14 protein-coding genes are annotated in these 14,955 nt (G+C 67.7%); 7 read left to right on the forward strand and 7 right to left on the reverse strand.

Annotation, left to right across the window (positions count from 1 at the left end; all coding sequences use genetic code 11):
* Positions 1-660 (forward strand): type 1 periplasmic-binding domain-containing protein (locus AC1DWT_RS43535; RefSeq protein WP_477925539.1); only part of this gene is annotated, 660 nt, incomplete at its 5' end.
* Positions 661-729: 69 nt separating this feature from the next.
* Here AC1DWT_RS43535 and AC1DWT_RS43540 read toward each other — a convergent pair.
* Genes AC1DWT_RS43540 through AC1DWT_RS43555 form a run of 4 tightly spaced genes read right to left on the reverse strand, consistent with a single transcriptional unit; the run spans position 730 to position 4,897 of the window.
* Complete coding sequence (locus tag AC1DWT_RS43540) at positions 730-1,524, reverse strand: ABC transporter ATP-binding protein (protein ID WP_072949330.1); 795 nt, start codon at positions 1,522-1,524, stop codon at positions 730-732.
* Positions 1,521-2,540 carry an ABC transporter ATP-binding protein gene (locus AC1DWT_RS43545; RefSeq protein ID WP_095865280.1) on the reverse strand — a complete coding sequence of 340 codons (1,020 nt, stop codon included), beginning with the start codon at positions 2,538-2,540 and terminating at the stop codon, positions 1,521-1,523. Before AC1DWT_RS43545 ends, AC1DWT_RS43540 begins: the two co-directional genes overlap by 4 nt.
* Complete coding sequence (locus AC1DWT_RS43550; protein ID WP_072949327.1) at positions 2,533-3,522, reverse strand: branched-chain amino acid ABC transporter permease; 990 nt, start codon at positions 3,520-3,522, stop codon at positions 2,533-2,535. Before AC1DWT_RS43550 ends, AC1DWT_RS43545 begins: the two co-directional genes overlap by 8 nt.
* Before the next feature lie 4 nt (positions 3,523-3,526).
* The gene (locus tag AC1DWT_RS43555) at positions 3,527-4,897 is read right to left on the reverse strand and encodes a branched-chain amino acid ABC transporter permease (protein WP_072949325.1); all 1,371 of its coding nucleotides are present in this window, start codon (positions 4,895-4,897) and stop codon (positions 3,527-3,529) included.
* A gap of 226 nt (positions 4,898-5,123) precedes the next feature.
* On the opposite strand from AC1DWT_RS43555, the gene polA reads away from it, so the two are divergent.
* Positions 5,124-7,868 carry a DNA polymerase I gene (gene polA / locus AC1DWT_RS43560; RefSeq protein ID WP_206012636.1) on the forward strand — a complete coding sequence of 915 codons (2,745 nt, stop codon included), beginning with the start codon at positions 5,124-5,126 and terminating at the stop codon, positions 7,866-7,868.
* Between the two features lie 42 nt (positions 7,869-7,910).
* Here polA and trxA read toward each other — a convergent pair whose 3' ends face one another.
* Together trxA and AC1DWT_RS43570 are read right to left on the reverse strand one after the other, a co-directional pair.
* Positions 7,911-8,279, reverse strand: coding sequence for a thioredoxin (gene trxA, locus AC1DWT_RS43565; protein ID WP_005260388.1), 369 nt, complete (start codon positions 8,277-8,279; stop codon positions 7,911-7,913).
* A gap of 70 nt (positions 8,280-8,349) precedes the next feature.
* Positions 8,350-9,348, reverse strand: coding sequence for a helix-turn-helix domain-containing protein (locus AC1DWT_RS43570; protein WP_072949321.1), 999 nt, complete (start codon positions 9,346-9,348; stop codon positions 8,350-8,352).
* 194 nt (positions 9,349-9,542) lie between these two features.
* Between AC1DWT_RS43570 and AC1DWT_RS43575 the strand changes: the two genes are divergently transcribed.
* Positions 9,543-10,448, forward strand: coding sequence for a DMT family transporter (locus tag AC1DWT_RS43575; protein ID WP_095865282.1), 906 nt, complete (start codon positions 9,543-9,545; stop codon positions 10,446-10,448).
* Here the strand turns inward: AC1DWT_RS43575 and AC1DWT_RS43580 are convergent, their stop codons facing one another.
* Positions 10,449-10,970 carry a 2'-5' RNA ligase family protein gene (locus AC1DWT_RS43580; RefSeq protein ID WP_072949316.1) on the reverse strand — a complete coding sequence of 174 codons (522 nt, stop codon included), beginning with the start codon at positions 10,968-10,970 and terminating at the stop codon, positions 10,449-10,451.
* 19 nt (positions 10,971-10,989) lie between these two features.
* On the opposite strand from AC1DWT_RS43580, the gene AC1DWT_RS43585 reads away from it, so the two are divergent.
* From AC1DWT_RS43585 to AC1DWT_RS43600, 4 genes are all read left to right on the forward strand, one after another.
* Positions 10,990-12,087: an isocitrate/isopropylmalate dehydrogenase family protein gene (locus tag AC1DWT_RS43585; RefSeq protein WP_072949314.1), complete on the forward strand. Its 1,098-nt coding sequence runs from the start codon at positions 10,990-10,992 to the stop codon at positions 12,085-12,087.
* Positions 12,088-12,233: 146 nt separating this feature from the next.
* Positions 12,234-13,163, forward strand: a complete 930-nt coding sequence (locus tag AC1DWT_RS43590; RefSeq protein WP_012687960.1) for an ABC transporter substrate-binding protein — start codon at positions 12,234-12,236, stop codon at positions 13,161-13,163.
* Between the two features lie 20 nt (positions 13,164-13,183).
* Entirely contained in the window at positions 13,184-14,167 is a 984-nt protein-coding gene (locus AC1DWT_RS43595; RefSeq protein ID WP_072949312.1) for an amino acid ABC transporter permease, read from the forward strand.
* On the forward strand, positions 14,164-14,925 hold the full coding sequence (locus AC1DWT_RS43600; RefSeq protein ID WP_072949310.1) for an amino acid ABC transporter ATP-binding protein: 762 nt from the start codon (positions 14,164-14,166) through the stop codon (positions 14,923-14,925). Before AC1DWT_RS43595 ends, AC1DWT_RS43600 begins: the two co-directional genes overlap by 4 nt.
* Positions 14,926-14,955 lie beyond the last annotated feature (30 nt).

A 14,955-nucleotide genomic window follows, 5' to 3' on the forward strand; every position in this document is an offset into this window, starting at 1 on the left:
AAGAACCTCGTCGACGCGGGCATCCCCGAGGACCAGATCCAGAAGATCATCTACGACCCCAACGCGCAGTCGTTCAACTCCGAGGTCGACCAGGTCAAGGACTTCGCGCCCGACGCCGTCGCGGTGGTGGGATTCGAGGAGTCGGCGAAGATCATCACCCGGATGCACGAGGTCGGCATCGGCCCGTCCGACGGCATGAAGGTCTACGGCGTGGACGGCAACATGGGTAACGCACTCGGCGAGTCGGTGGCGGCGCCGCTGCTCGACGGCATGCAGGGCACCACCCCGCTCACCGACGTCGGCCCGGCCTTCCAGGATCGTCTCAAGGGCATCAACCCGGGGCTGATCGACTTCAACTACGCCGGTGAGTCCTACGACGCCGTGGTCATTGCCTCGCTCGCCGCGGAAGCCGCGAAGTCGACGGCGGGTCGCGACATCGCCGCGAACATCAACAACGTCACCGAGGGCGGCACGCCGTGCACGTCGTACCAGGAATGCCTGCCGCTCGTGCAGGCCGGAACGGACATCGACTACAACGGCATCACCGGCAAACTCGACTTCGCCGCAGCCGGCGAGCCGTCCATCGGTTCGTACGGCAAGCTGAAGTTCGGTGCCGACAACAAGCTGACGACGGACGGGTACATCGTCGTCGGCGGGTGATCGCACTCGTCTGAAACGAACTGTGGGCCAGGGAAACCTGGCCCACAGTCGTGTCCGGATCCGCTGGGACTACTTCTTCTCCTGGCTGCCCGCGAGGGTGCCGAGGTACAACTCGATCACCTTCGGGTCGTGCATCAGGTTGGGCCCCGAGTCGGTATAGGCGTTGCGGCCCTGGTCGAGGACGTAGCCGCGGTCGCAGATCTGCAGGCACCGCCGGGCGTTCTGTTCCACCATGATCACCGAGACACCCGCCGCGTTGATTCTCTTGCAGCGGATGAACACCTCGTCCTGGAACATCGGGGACAGTCCGGCGGACGGCTCGTCGAGCAGCAGCACGGACGGATCCATCATCAGCGCCCGGCCCATGGCGACCATCTGCCGCTCACCGCCGGACAGGGCGCCCGCCTTCACCTTCTTCCGCTCGACGAGCAGCGGGAACAGGTCGCCGACGAACGCGAACCTCTCCGCGAAGCGCTTGGGGCGCAGATACATCCCCATCTCGAGGTTCTCCTCGATGGTGAGCGACGGAAAGACGTTCTGCGTCTGCGGGACATAGCCGACGCCCTTCTGCACGAGAACGTGGGCCGGTTTGGACGTGATGTCCTCACCGCGCAGGGTCACCGAGCCCTCACGCACCGGGATCAACCCGAACAACGACTTCAGGAGAGTGGACTTGCCGGCGCCGTTGGGGCCGATGATGCCGACGATCTCACCCTCGCGCAGGAAGAAATTGCATTCGCGGAGGATGTTGACGCCCGGGATATACCCGGCCACCACACCGTCCGCGCGGACGAGGGCACCCTCGGCGAGCCGGGCGTGCTCCTCGGGTGTGGCCGCGAATTCCGCTGGGGTCGGTTCGGTCATGAGTTCTCACGCCTCAGGTCGGTGATGTCGGGTTCGGAGAGGTCGCCGCCGGTCTCGAGGGTTTCGGCCTCGGCGCTCTCGAGTGCCTCGGCCAGAACGGCCGTCGCGCCCACCGGATTCCCCTCGTCGTCGAACTCGAGTGCCTGATCGTGGTGGCTGCCCAGGTACGCGTCGACCACCGCGCTGTTGGACGAGAGGTGTTCCGGGGTGGATTCGGCGATCACACTGCCCTGCGCCATCACCACCACCCAGTCGCTGATGTCGCGGATGACGTCCATGTCGTGTTCGACGAACACCACGGTCATGCCCTCGTCCCGAAGCGATTTGATGTGGCCCAGCAGGCTCTGGGTGAGCGCCGGGTTCACGCCGGCCATCGGCTCGTCGAGCATCACCACGGTCGGCTCGGTCATCAGCGCCCGCGCCATCTCGAGCAGCTTGCGCTGACCGCCGGACAGCGAACCGGCGAGATCGTCGGACTTGGTGTCGAGTGTGAACCGCGCGAGCAGTTCGTTGGCCCGTTCGGTGACGGCGCGTTCCTGCGCCTTCCACGTCCATGGCAGCAGCGTGTTGACAATCCGCTCGCCGCGCTGCCCGGTGGCGCCGAGCCGCACGTTGTCGAGCACCGTCAGCTTCGACAGCGCCTTGGTGAGCTGGAACGTGCGGACGACACCGCGGCGGGCCACCTGGTGCGGATACATCCGGCCGAGGGACTGGCCGTCCATCGACCACGTACCGCTGTCCGGCCGGTCGAAACCGGTGAGCAGGTTGAACAGGGTGGTCTTGCCCGCGCCGTTCGGACCGATCAGTCCGGTGATGCAGCCGCGCTGGATCTCGAGATGCGCCACGTCGACGGCCTTGAGCCCGCCGAATGTGCGGGACACGTTGTCGACGAGAAGGATCGGGTCGGGTTTGGATGCGCCGGGGGAGTGCGGGACGTCGGTGAAGATCGAGGCCCGTTGCTCGGCGGTGAGCACCGTGTCGGTCTGCAGATGATCCGGCAGTCTGTGGTCAGGCATTGAGCTGCACCTCCCGCTTGTTGCCCAGTATGCCCTGCGGCCGGAAGACCATGAGCACCGCGATCATGATGCCGAGCAGGACGAAGCGCATGGCCCCGACCTGCTGTTCCGTCAGCGGCAGCAGCGGCTCCGGACCGGAGATGGCCTGGCGCAGCAGTGCGTCCGGGATGGCCAGCAGGAACCAGAACAGCATCGCTCCGACCACCGGTCCGAAGACGGTGGCCGCGCCGCCGAGGATGAGGGCGCCGAACGCGAAGAACGTCTGGGCGGTGGAGTAGAAGTCGGGGTTGATCGACTTGGTCTGCAGTGCGTTGAACACACCGCCGAGCCCGCCGATCATGCCGCCGAGGACCAGCGCCTGCATCTTGTAGACGAAGACGTTCTTGCCGAGGGCGCGCGCGGCGTCCTCGTCCTCGCGGACCGCCTTGAGGACGCGGCCCCACGGGCTGTGCGTGAGGAGGTACACGAACCCGCACAGCACCAGGACGAGAGTCCAGCCGACGACCATCGACCACAGGTCGTCGCCGTAGAACTTCACCCCGAGGAAGTTGTACTGCTTACCGGAGTCGAACGGGCTGAGCGTGGTGAACGGATCGGCGAAGCCGAACAGGCCGTTGGTGGAGCCGGTGATCGAATCCGAAGCGGTGGAGCGGAATATCAGCCGCAGGATCTCGGACGCGGCGATCGTGACGATGGCGAGGTAGTCGGCCCGCAGCCGCAGCGTCGGGATACCGAGGACGACGGCCAGCAACCCGGCGGCGACGAGACCGACGAGGATGCCGACCCACAGCGGCTGCTGGTAGGTGACGGTCATGATCCCGACGCCGTAGCCGCCGAGGAGTGCGAAACCGATCTGACCGAAGTTCAGCAGCCCGGCGTAACCGAAGTGCAGGTTGAGGCCGATTGCCAGCAGCGCGTAGAAGATCGCGGACGGGCCGATCAGCTGGGCGAGCGAGACCTGGAGTGCTCCTGCGATGTCCATGCCCTCACCCGATCCTTTGCCGGCTGCCGAGAATGCCCTGAGGCCGGACGACCAGGATGACGATCAAGATGAGCAGTCCTCCGATGTACTTGAGGTCGGGGTTGATCACCAGCGTCGACAGCTGGACGAGCAGACCGACGATCACACAGCCGAGCAGCGCGCCGTAGGCGGTGCCGAGTCCGCCGAGGGTGATGCCGGCGAACATCAGCAGCAGGAGTTTGAAACCCATCTCCCACTGCACGCGGCCGCCGAGTTCGGAGATGCCGAACAGGACGCCGCCGAGCGCGGCCAGGCCGCCGCCGAGCCCCCACACGAAGCGGATCACCCGTTCGACGTCGATGCCGGAGGACGCGGCCAGGTCGCGGTTGTCGGACACCGCCCGCATGGCCTTGCCGATGCGCGTCTTCTGCAGCAGCAGGGCCACTCCGACGAGGACGACGAGGCTGATTGCGATGCACACGAGGTTGGCGTCGGTGATCGCGATCGGACCCCAGTGCCGCTCCACCTGCGCCTGGTAGTCGACGAACGGCTCCGCGCGATCGGAGAAGAAGATCAGGATCAGGTAGCGCAGGGAGATCGCGAGCCCGATCGACACCACCAGCTGGGCTATCAGGCCGGTCTTGCGTTTTCGCAGCGGTTTCCAGATCGCGGCGTTGTTCAGCAGGCCGATCAGGATCCCCACGAACACCGCGAGGACGGTGGCCGGGATCAGCTGCACACCGAACGTCACGTTGATCACCCACGCCGCGACCGCGCCGAGGGTGACGAGTTCGCCGTGCGCGAAGTTCGTCAGGCCGGTGGTGCCGTAGATCAGGCTCAGCCCGACACCGGCGATGGCGATGACGAGACCGAACCGGAGTCCGTCGATGGTCTGGCGAATCAGTTTCTCGTAGAACGGCACCCCGGAACCGGTGCGGGCCTCGCCGAACGAGAAGATCACCGTGTTGGTGCGACCGGCCACCACTTCACGCTGCACCGTGCCCTGCACGCTGACATTGTCGGGAAGCGAGTCCGCCACGATCTCGAACGTGTACGTGCCGGGCGCGACCTGGACTTCCCAGCGGCCGTTCGCCTCCGACGTCGCCTTCGCCACCTCGTTGCCCGACGAATCGAGAGCGCGCACCTCGACGTCCGCGAGCCGTTCGCCGGCGTTGTTCAGATTGCCGCTGACCCGCACCGCGTTCTCCGGGGGCGCCGGTTGCTGACTGGTTGCGGTCGGTGGGGGCGGTGGGGTGGGTTCCTGCGCCGCCGCGGGACCGCCGAAGGCGATCGCCGCGACGAGGCCGAGTAGGACGAGGACGAACGCACGGCCGAGTTGCCGGGTGACCGGACCTCGTCTCGTGCGGTTCCTCGCGGATGTCGGTCGCGTACTCACTGCTGGGAGTCGCTTCCTCACGGTTGGGGCCACGCAGGTCCTCCGGAAACGTGTAGATCGGTCAGGAACGTGCTGCGACGGGCTCGACTACCGCCCGTGCCGCAATTTCCGGACTCTAACGGCTCCGGTCGCGCGAAATGGGGTTCTCGGATTTCCGGCACGTTTCGGTTGGGTATCGAACCATCCGGCTGATCGGTGTCGGATCCGCTCCCTAGACTGGGCAACCGTGAGCCCTGCAACCACCCCCCGGTCCACCACGTCCCCCGCGTCCGGCGCAGCCGCGCCGTCCGACGATCGCCCCACCCTGATGCTGCTCGACGGCCATTCGCTGGCCTTCCGTGCGTTCTACGCCCTGCCCGCCGAGAACTTCAAGACGCACAGCGGTCAGGTCACCAACGCCGTCTACGGGTTCACGTCGATGTTGATCAATCTGCTGCGCGACGAACAGCCCACCCATGTGGCGGCGGCGTTCGACGTGTCCCGGCAGACGTTCCGGGCCGAGAAGTTCCCCGAGTACAAGGCCAACCGCAGCAAGGCCCCGGACGAGTTCAAGGGGCAGGTCGAGATCATCAAGGACGTCCTCGGGGCCCTCGGCATCCCGGTGATGGCCGAGGAGGGCTTCGAGGCCGACGACATCATCGCCACGCTCACCACCCAGGCGGAGGTGCTCGGGTACCGCGTCCTGGTGGTGACCGGCGACCGGGACTCGCTCCAGCTGGTGACCGACGGGGTGACGGTGCTCTACCCGAAGAAGGGCGTCTCGGACCTCACCCGGTTCACGCCGGCGGCCGTCGAGGAGAAGTACGGGCTCACACCTGCGCAGTACCCCGACTTCGCGGCCCTGCGCGGCGACCCGAGCGACAACCTGCCGGGCATCCCCGGGGTGGGGGAGAAGACCGCCACCAAGTGGATCAAGGAGTACGGCGATCTCGTCGGGCTGGTCGACAACGTCGACAAGGTTCGGGGCAAGGTCGGTGACGCGCTGCGGGAGAACCTGCCGAACGTCCTGCTCAACCGTGAGCTCACCGAGATGGTGCGCGACGTCCCGCTGCCGTACACCCCGGACCAGCTGATGCTCGCCCAGTGGGATCGGGAGAAGATCCACGCGCTGTTCGACGACCTCGAGTTCAAGGTGCTGCGCGACCGGCTGTTCGCGACGCTCGCCCCGGTCGAAGCCGAGGCGGAGGAGGGCTTCGAGGTGCGCGGCAGTGCGCTCGAGCCGGGTGCGGTCGCGGACTGGCTGTCGGCGCACGCGTCGGCGGGCGAGCGGTCCGGGGTGTCGGTGGTCGGCACCCGCACCCCGTACGGCGGCGACGTGACGGCCCTCGCCGTCGCAGCCGCCGACGGCGAGGGCGCGTACATTGCCACCGCGTCCGCCACCCCGGAGGACGAGAAGGCGCTCGGCGACTGGCTCGCGGACGCGACCCAGCCTAAGGCCCTGCACGAGGCCAAGTGGGCGATGCACGCGCTGCGCGGACGCGGCTGGATGCTCGGCGGTCTCACCAGCGACACCGCGCTGGCGGCGTACCTGGTGCGCCCCGGGCAGCGGACGTTCAACCTCGACGACCTGTCGCTGCGCTATCTGCGCAGGGAACTGCGAGTGGAGGAGACCGGGCAGGAGCAGCTGTCGCTGCTCGACGACGCCGATCAGGTCGACGCCGAAGCCGCCGAGACCGAGATTCTCCGTGCCCGCGCCGTCCTCGACCTCGCGGCCGCGCTCGACACGGAACTCGAGAACATCGAGTCGACGGCCCTGCTGTCCGAGATGGAGTTGCCGCTGCTGGCGGTGCTGGCCGACATCGAGGCGTCCGGTATCGCCGTCGACGGCGACCACCTGCACGACCTGCAGAGCCGGTTCGCGGCCGAGGTGTCCGAGGCGGCGGAGGCGGCCTACGGGGTCATCGGCAAGCAGATCAACCTCGGGTCACCCAAGCAGCTGCAGGTCGTGCTGTTCGACGAGCTGGAGATGCCCAAGACGAAGAAGACGAAGACCGGCTACACCACGGACGCCGAGGCGCTGCAGAACCTGTTCGAGAAGACGTCGCACCCGTTCCTCGAGCACCTTCTCGCGCACCGCGACGCGACGCGGCTGAAGGTGACCGTCGACGGTCTGCTGAAGACGGTCGCCGAGGACGGCCGGATCCACACGACGTTCAACCAGACGGTCGCCGCCACCGGCCGGTTGTCGTCCACCGAGCCCAATCTCCAGAACATCCCGGTGCGCACGGACGCGGGCCGTCAGATCCGTGACGGGTTCGTCGTCGGCGAGGGCTTCGACTCGCTGCTCACCGCAGACTACAGCCAGATCGAGATGCGGATCATGGCGCACGTGTCCGGCGACGAGGGCCTGATCGAGGCGTTCAACACCGGCGAGGATCTGCACAGCTTCGTCGGTGCCCGCGCGTTCGGCGTGCCGATCGAGGAGGTCACCCCCGAGCTGCGCCGCCGCGTGAAGGCGATGTCGTACGGGCTGGCGTACGGGCTCAGCGCGTTCGGTCTGGCGGCGCAGCTCAAGATCTCGACCGAAGAGGCCAAATCGCAGATGGAGGCGTACTTCGCCCGGTTCGGTGGGGTGCGTGACTACCTGCACGAGGTCGTGGAACAGGCCCGCAAGGACGGCTACACGTCGACGCTGTACGGGCGCCGCCGCTACCTGCCCGACCTCACCAGCGACAACCGCCAGCGGCGGGAGGTCGCCGAGCGTGCCGCGCTCAACGCCCCCATCCAGGGCACGGCCGCCGACATCATCAAGGTCGCGATGATCGACGTGCAGCGTTCGCTGCGCGAGGCGGGTCTGAAGTCGCGCATGCTGCTGCAGGTGCACGACGAACTGGTGCTCGAGGTCGTCGAAGCGGAACGGGACCAGGTGGAACAGCTGGTCCGCGACAAGATGGCCTCGGCCATCGAACTGTCGGTGCCGCTCGACGTGTCCGTCGGCACCGGTCGCAGCTGGGACGCCGCCGCGCACTAGGCGGCGGTCCTCCGCTCGGTTCGGCCGCGGCGGTCCTACGCCCTATTCGGCGGGGGCCTGCTCGGCGATCTGCTTGCGCACCTCGTCCATGTCGAGGGCCTTGACCTGCGTGAGAAGATCCTCGAGCGCCGCGGGCGGCAGCGCACCCGGCTGACTGAACACCAGCACACCCTCGCGGAACGCCATGATGGTCGGGATCGAGCGGATGTTCGCGGCGGCGGCGATGCCCTGCTCCGCCTCGGTGTCGACCTTGGCGTGTACGACGTCGGGGTGCTGCTCCGACGAGGCCTCGAAGGTGGGGGCGAAGGAGCGGCACGGTCCGCACCACGATGCCCAGAAGTCGACCAGAACGACGTCGTTGCCGGTCACGGTCTCGTCGAAGTTCTGCTGAGTCAGAGTCTTGGTGGCCACGAGGGTCCTTTCGATCGGTGGGTCTGCCTGTGCAACGCCGCGTCGCCGTCGATTCTTCCCTGCGGGTTCCTCACCCGGTGCGCTCCGTGTCCCGGAACGTGCGGCGGTACGCCTGCGGGGTGGTGTGGCGCAGCCGCAGGAAATGCTGCCGCAGCACCGCACCACCGCCGAAGCCGACGCGTTCGGCGATCACGTCGACCGAAAGGTCCGAGTTCTCGAGCAGGTGCTGCGCGGCCAGCACCCGCTGGTCGCTGAGCCAGCGGGCCGGGGTGGTTCCGGTCTCGGCCTGGAATCGTCGCGCGAACGTCCGGGGCGACATGTTGGCCTTGGCCGCCACCGCGGTCACCGTGAGGTCGAGGGCGAGGTGCTCGGTCATCCAGTCGAGCAGCGGCCCGAGGGTGTCGATCGTCGTCGACGGCAGCGGCATCGCCACGTACTGCGCCTGGCCGCCGTCGCGGTGCGGCGGGACGACCATGCGCCGGGCGATCACGTTGGCCACCTTGCTGCCCTGTTCCTTGCGCACGATGTGCAGGCACAGGTCGATGCCGGCGGCGGTGCCGGCGCTGGTCAGGACCGGATCGTCGTCGACGTAGAGGACGTTCGGGTCGACGGTGGCCGCCGGGTGGAGTTCGGCGAGCCGCCGGGCGTGCCGCCAGTGGGTGGTGCACTTGCGTCCGTCCAGCAGTCCGGCGGCCCCGAGCACGAACGCGCCGCTGCACAGGCTGGCGACCTTGGCGCCGCGGTCCACCGCGGCCCGGAGTTTGTCGAGGAGAGGATCCATGTGCGGGGCAGGCTCCTTCGCGCACAGGTAGGAGCCGTCGTCCTCGGCGTAGGTGCCGCCCGCGGGAACGACGATGAGGTCGGCGTCGTCGAGCCGGTCGAGGTCGTACGGGACGTCGATGCCGTATCCGAAACGGGTGCGGATGGGTTCCGGTGAGCCGGCGACGAGGGAGAAGTCGTAGGTGGGCAGGCCGTCGTCGGATCGGTCGAAACCGAACACCTCGCAGGCGACGCCGAGTTCGAACGCCTCGGTGAGCGGCATGAGGGGTACGACGACCTTTTTCAGCACCAACCCAGTATGGCAGGAAAACGATCAACTATGTCTTTTCTGCCACTTTTGCTCGGAGGCCGAGAGAACCAGGCTGAAGGCATGACAATCCTGGTCGTGGTACTCCTCGTGTTCCTGGCGCTCGACGCGCTGGCGCTTGCCGGCCGCACGCCCGACACCCACAACGAAGTCATCCAGCACGGAGACTTCCGGTTTTGAGAGGGAATCCGGCGGTTCAGTACGCGGGCACGGCGCTCGCCTGGGGCGCGAGTTTCCTCTTCATCAAGGTCGGTCTCGAAGGCCTGTCCTTCACCCAGGTCGTGCTGTGGCGACTCGTGTTCGGGGCGGTGACCCTCGGCGCCGTCCTCGGAATCACCCGGACGCGGCTGCCGCGCGAAGCGGCGACCTGGGCGCACCTGTCGGTGCTGGCCGTCGCGCAGTGCCTGCTGCCGTGGCTGCTGTTCAGCTGGGCCGAGCAGAGCATCAGTTCGGGGCTGGCCAGCATCTACAACGCCACTACACCGCTGATGACTATGTCGGTGGCCCTGGCATTCCTGCCAGGGGAGAAGCTCACGGACGCAAAGTTGTTCGGTCTCCTGCTCGGGTTCACGGGTGTGGTCGTGGTGCTGGCGCCGTGGCAGTCGGGGATTCTCGGCAGCGTCCCCGCCCAACTCGCGTGCCTCGGCGCCACCGCGTCCTATGGCGTGGCACTGGTCTACCTGAGGCGGTTCATCCTCCCGCGCGGCGTGAGCACTCCGACCATCGCGTTCATGCAGGTGTCGATCGCCGCAGCCGCCATGGTGCTCGCCACCCCGTGGGTCGCGAGCACACCGATGCACCTGACCCCCGCGATCGTCGCGTCGATGATCGGGCTCGGGGCGTTCGGCACGGGACTGGCGTTCGTGTGGAACACGAACGTGGTGCGCGGCTGGGGGCCCACCGCGGCGTCCACCGTCACCTACCTGACCCCGGTCGTCGGCGTCGTGCTCGGCGCGGTCGCGCTCGACGAGCACATCTCCTGGAACCAGCCCGTCGGGGCGCTCGCGGTGATCGCGGGAATCGTCGTCACCCAACGGTCTTCGCGAAGGGCCGCCGCGACGATCACCGCGCGCACACCGTGATCACGGGGGTGCCGTCACCACCCACTCGCGTTTGGCGTCCCCGTCCCACCGGCGCACCACCGACGCCCGGCCGACGATGTCGCCGCCGTCGAGCAGCCGCGCGGCCTCCGGGATCTGATCCGCAGGCAGTCGCCGCGCGAGGGTCACGTGCGGCGTCCACTCGCCCGGCCGGATGTGCGGCGTGACCTCCGTGGCATGTTCCGCGAGATCGAACACGCTGCGGTGCAGGGACAGCAGGGCCTTCGACGGCACCACCAACCGGGACAGCGTGACGTGCCTGCCCCCGAACATCACGAGCCCGCCCAGCCGGATGTGGAACGAGGGCGTCGCGATCCGGCGGCCCAGCAGTTCGTCGATCTCGGTTGGGATATGGCGTGCCACGAACAGGGTGATGTGGGGCCGATTCGATTCGGCGCGAACCCGGGTGCGGCTGGGCATCCCCGCATCCCACAGGCGTTGCCACTCGGCGCGCACGGCAACGTCGGTCGCTTCGTCGAACAGCAGTTCCACCGACTGGACCATGGTAGGCAATGATGGCCTCATGAGCGGTGCTACGGCAAACATTTCCGGTACCCGGGTCGGGGTGCTCCTCGGCGACGGCATCGGTCACGAGATCGTTCCGGCGACCCAGCGGGTGGTCTCGGCCGCGGTGACCGCGGCGGGAGGCGGCGACGTCGACTGGGTGGAACTGCCCCTCGGCCTGGGCGCCATCGAGTCGCACGGAACGCCGATCCCCGACTCCACGCTGTCCGCGCTGGACGAACTCGACGCCTGGATCCTCGGTCCGCACGACAGCGCCGCCTACCCGGAGCCGTTCCGCGGCCGGCTGACCCCGGGCGGGGTGGTGCGCAAGCGTTTCGACCTCTTCGCCAACATCCGCCCCGCGCGCTCGCTCGAGGGCGTCGCCTCGACGGTGCCGGACATGGACCTCGTGATCGTCCGGGAGAACACCGAAGGCTTGTACGCGGATCGGAACATGTTCGCCGGCAGCGGCGAGTTCATGCCGACTCCCGACGTGGCGTTGGCCGTCGGCGTCGTGACACGGCGGGCGTGTGAGCGCATCGCGCACACCGCATTCGCGCTGGCGCGCACGAGGGCCCGCCACGTCACGATCGTGCACAAGGCCAACGTGCTGTCGATGACCACCGGACTGTTCCGCGACGTCTGCCGGGAGGTGGGGGAGCGCCACTACCCGGACGTGCGGATCGACGACGAGCACGTCGACGCCATGACCGCGCACCTCGTCCGCAGGGGGCGCGACTTCGACGTCGTGGTGACGGAGAACATGTTCGGCGACATCCTGTCGGACCTGACGGGCGAGCTGTCCGGCTCGCTCGGCACGGCCCCGTCGATCAACAGTTCCGAGACGAAGGTGATGGCGCAGGCGGCGCACGGAGCCGCCCCCGACATCGCGGGACGCAACCGGGCCAATCCGACGGCCCTGATGCTGTCGGCCGCGATGATGCTCGAGTGGCTCGGGGACCGCCGCGCCGACCGGCATCTCGGCGGCGCGGCCCACCGTATCCGCGACGCGGTCCGTGCGACGATCGCCTCCGGGGTCGCCACAGCTGACCTGGGTGGACTCGCGTCCACCAGCGAGTTCACCGAGACGGTCCTCGCCCGGACACTGCGTCGCTGAAACCGCCGCCACGGGCCGGGTCAGGCCGTTAATGTTCGGTAACGACGTCCGCAGTTGCGGGTGTCGTGACCTACCGTTCGACTAGTCGGAGTTCGAGAGTTCTCCGTCGCCGTAGCTCGCTCGGTGTACCACGATTCTTGGAGGACATGCCAGTGTCTGGTCGATCCGTCTTCGCGCGAGGCCGCGTGGCCCGCACCATCTGTGCACTGGCGGGTGGCAGTGCTCTGCTGCTCGCCGGCTGCGCCAGCAACACCGAGGGCGGCGGCTCGCCGTCCGGAGAAGACACCGTCGCCGTGGAAGTCGACAAGGTGGATGCCATCGCGGCGACACTGCCCGAGAAGATCGCCTCGTCCGGCAAGATCATCGTCGGCGTCAACATTCCCTACTCGCCCAACGAGTTCAAGGATCCGAGCGGCAAGATCGTCGGCTTCGACGTCGACCTCGTGGACGCTGTGGGCAAGGTGCTCGGCGTGACACCGGAGTACACCGAAGCGGACTTCGACAAGATCATCCCGTCGATCCAGGCCGGCAGCTACGACATGGGTATGTCGTCGTTCACCGACACCAAGGAACGCGAGCAGTCGGTCGACTTCACCACCTACTTCAGCGCCGGAGTGCAGTGGGCGCAGCCCGCCGGGAAGTCCGTCGACCCCACCAACGCGTGCGGCCTCCGGGTGGGCGTGCAGACGACCACCATCGAGGACCTCGAAGAGGTGCCCGCCAAGAGCGCGGCGTGCGTGGCCGCCGGTAAGCCGCCCATCGAGATCGTGAAGTTCGACAGCCAGGACGACGCGGCCAACGCCGTCGCCCTCGGCAAGGTCGATGCGATGTCCGCCGACTCGCCCGTCACCGCGTATGCGATCAAGCAGAGCGACGGCAAGATCGAGGCCGCGGGCGAGGTCTTCGACGCCGCGCCGTACGGCTGGCCCGTCGCGAAGGGCTCGCCGCTCGCGCAGACCCTCCAGCAGGCGCTGCAGCACCTCATCGACGACGGCACCTACCGGACGATCGCGGAGAACTGGGGTGTCGAGGCGGGCGTCATCACCACCTCCCAGATCAACGGCGCCACGAGCTGAGCGGTTGACGAGTGTCTGACGTGGAGAAGGCTCCGGGGCGGCCGGGCACCGAGACGGGGCAGGAACCGGAACCCATCAAGGCGATCCCCCTGCGGCGGCCCGGCCGGTGGATCGCCGCGATAGTCGTCGGCCTGCTGCTGGCGCTGTTCGTCAACGGTGCGCGCACCAACGAGGCGTACCGCTGGGACGTCTACGCCCAGTATCTGTTCGACGCCCGGATCTCGGCCGCGGCGTGGAACACCATCCAGCTGACGATCCTGTCGATGGCCATCGCCATCGGCCTCGGTGTCGTGCTCGCCGTCATGCGGCTGTCGCCGAACCCGGTTCTGAAGGCGGCGTCGTGGGGATACCTGTGGATCTTCCGCGGGACCCCGGTCTACGTGCAGTTGGTGTTCTGGGGGCTGTTCCCGTCCATCTACAAGCAGCTTGATCTGGGAATCCCGTTCGTCCACCAGTTCGTGCACATCGACCTGCAGGGAATCAACGCGGCGTTCCTGTTCGCGGTGATCGGGCTGGGACTCAACGAGGCCGCGTACATGGCCGAGATCGTCCGCGCAGGCGTGAACTCGGTCGCCGAGGGGCAGACCGAGGCGTCGGTGGCGCTCGGCATGACGTGGTCGCAGACGATGCGTCGCACGGTTCTGCCACAGGCCATGCGGGTGATCATCCCGCCCACCGGCAACGAGCTGATCAGCATGCTGAAGACGACGTCGCTGGTCACCGCGGTGCCGTACAGCCTGGAGTTGTACGGACGTGCCAGGGACATCTCGGGTGCGAACTTCCAGCCCATCCCGCTGCTGATGGTGGCCGCCACCTGGTACCTCGCCATCACGAGCCTGCTCATGATCGGCCAGTTCTACCTGGAGCGGTACTACTCGAAGGGCGCGTCCCGCAAGCTCACCCCGCGGCAATTGCAGGCGCTCGCCGATGCGCAGGGCAAGCCGCTGGTGATCGAACCCGGTCCCGAAACCCTGCCCGACACACCCGGAGGGGAACGAAAATGACGCCGATGGTCAAGGCGGACCGGGTCTGCAAGAACTTCGGGGCGCTGAAGGTGCTCAAAGGTGTGTCGCTCGAGATCGGCGCCGGCCAGGTCCTGTGCCTGGTCGGGCCGTCCGGTTCGGGCAAGTCGACGTTCCTGCGGTGCATCAATCACCTCGAGCAGGTCAACGCCGGCCGGCTGTACGTCGACGGCGAGATCGTCGGGTACTCCGAGCGGGGCGGCAAGCTCTACGAACTCCACCCCCGGGCGGCGGCGAAGCAGCGCCGCGACATCGGGATGGTCTTCCAGCACTTCAACCTCTTCCCGCACCGGACGGCGCTCGAGAACATCATCGAGGCGCCCATCCAGGTGAAGAAGCTGAGCAAGAAGAAGGCGCTCGAGCGGGGACGGGATCTTCTCGACCAGGTGGGCCTGAGCGAGAAGGCGGACGCGTACCCCGCGCAGCTGTCGGGTGGTCAGCAGCAGCGCGTCGCCATCGCCCGCGCGCTGGCGATGGACCCCAAGCTGATGCTGTTCGACGAGCCGACGTCCGCCCTCGACCCGGAGTTGGTCGGGGAGGTGCTCACCGTGATGAAGGATCTCGCGGCCGGCGGCATGACGATGGTCGTCGTCACGCACGAGATGGGCTTCGCCCGCGAGGTGGCCGACCAGCTGGTGTTCATGGACGCCGGCGTCGTCGTCGAATCGGGCGATCCCCGCGAGTTGCTGGCCAATCCGCAGCACGACCGCACCAAGTTGTTCCTGTCGAAACTGCTCTAGTGGCCTCCGGCCCCGTGAGTACTTCTTAAC

Source organism: Rhodococcus sp. P4_B6 (assembly GCF_056402215.1).